The sequence below is a fragment of the Pseudomonas sp. B329 genome (assembly GCF_023127835.1).
GTDB classification, from domain to species: Bacteria; Pseudomonadota; Gammaproteobacteria; order Pseudomonadales; family Pseudomonadaceae; genus Aquipseudomonas; species Aquipseudomonas synxantha_A.
This window is the reverse complement of sequence record NZ_SPKP01000051.1, coordinates 1-1034: the sequence shown is the minus strand read 5'-3', so window position 1 is coordinate 1034 and position 1034 is coordinate 1. Positions and strand designations below refer to the sequence as shown.

Annotated in this window: 1 protein-coding gene; it reads right to left on the bottom strand. The window is 62.0% G+C overall.

All coding sequences use genetic code 11. The features are described 5' to 3' along the window. A partial coding sequence (locus tag E4P00_RS21970; RefSeq protein ID WP_248133073.1) for a DUF6531 domain-containing protein occupies nt 1-1034 on the bottom strand: 1034 nt, incomplete at both ends.

Genomic DNA, 1034 nt, shown 5'->3' with positions numbered 1-1034 from the left:
CCCTGCTCATCGATATAGAACAGGTTTTCGTCGGCATCTATTTCGACCGACACCTCATAGTCGACGCTCCAGCCGGCGCCGAAGAGGCCATCGCAACGCGTATCGAGACTGTTGTAGAAACGTTGCCAATCGATAGGGAGCAGACCGGGCAGAACAAAGTCCAATTCTTCCTCTTCGCCCAAGACCTTGGCCCCCGTCGAACTGTGCACCGGATTGGGCGAGCCATCCATGGCGTTCTTGAGTGCCGAGGTGACCTTGGCAGTTCCGTAAGAGATTGCGCCGCCCACCAACGCCCCTCCGATCATGCACGGCAGCTTGGTCCAGAAACACTTCACATTGCCCCGCAACGCCATCACCACGGCAATCGCCAGCCCCACCCCCGGCGTTTTCCCGCTACGAATCTCCTGCACCACAATGGTCTCGCCACCAATGCGCACATCCGGCGAAATCAGACCCTCAGCCGTTCCAATCTTGGCGTCACAGGTACTGCGATCCCCGCTGCGTGCCGCCGGCTGACCATTGATGAATACCGAACTGGAACCCTCGGCAATGAACTGCAGGGGCATGGGCGGGTGCTTGTTGCACGCCACGGTGTCCAGCGGGCAAGGCTCTGTGCCGGGCGCAGGCGAGGCGACCGTCGGGCGCCACATCTGCGAGAAAAACTCTCCGGCCATATCCAGGAAGCTTGGCGCTGGCGGCTCGCTGGGCGCGACGGGCACAGCCGTCATCTTGCCGGCAGCGCGGGCAGCCTTTTTGCCATTGATGAACACGTTGTGCGAGCCGCTGGTGATGAACGCATCGATCACCGGCGGGAACACCCAGTTGGCGGCGGACTCGCACCAACTGGATATCTTCAAGTCGGCGCCAGTGAGCCCAGCGGTGATGCCGACGACCGCGCCCACCACCAACACCAATGCAACACCGCCTGTGGCAATGGTTGCACCGGTCGCGAGGAACACCGCTCCGGCAACGGCCAGGCAGCCCACAGTAGTGATCGCCGCATAGGCGGCCACTTCCAGCACACCGCCGAGAAT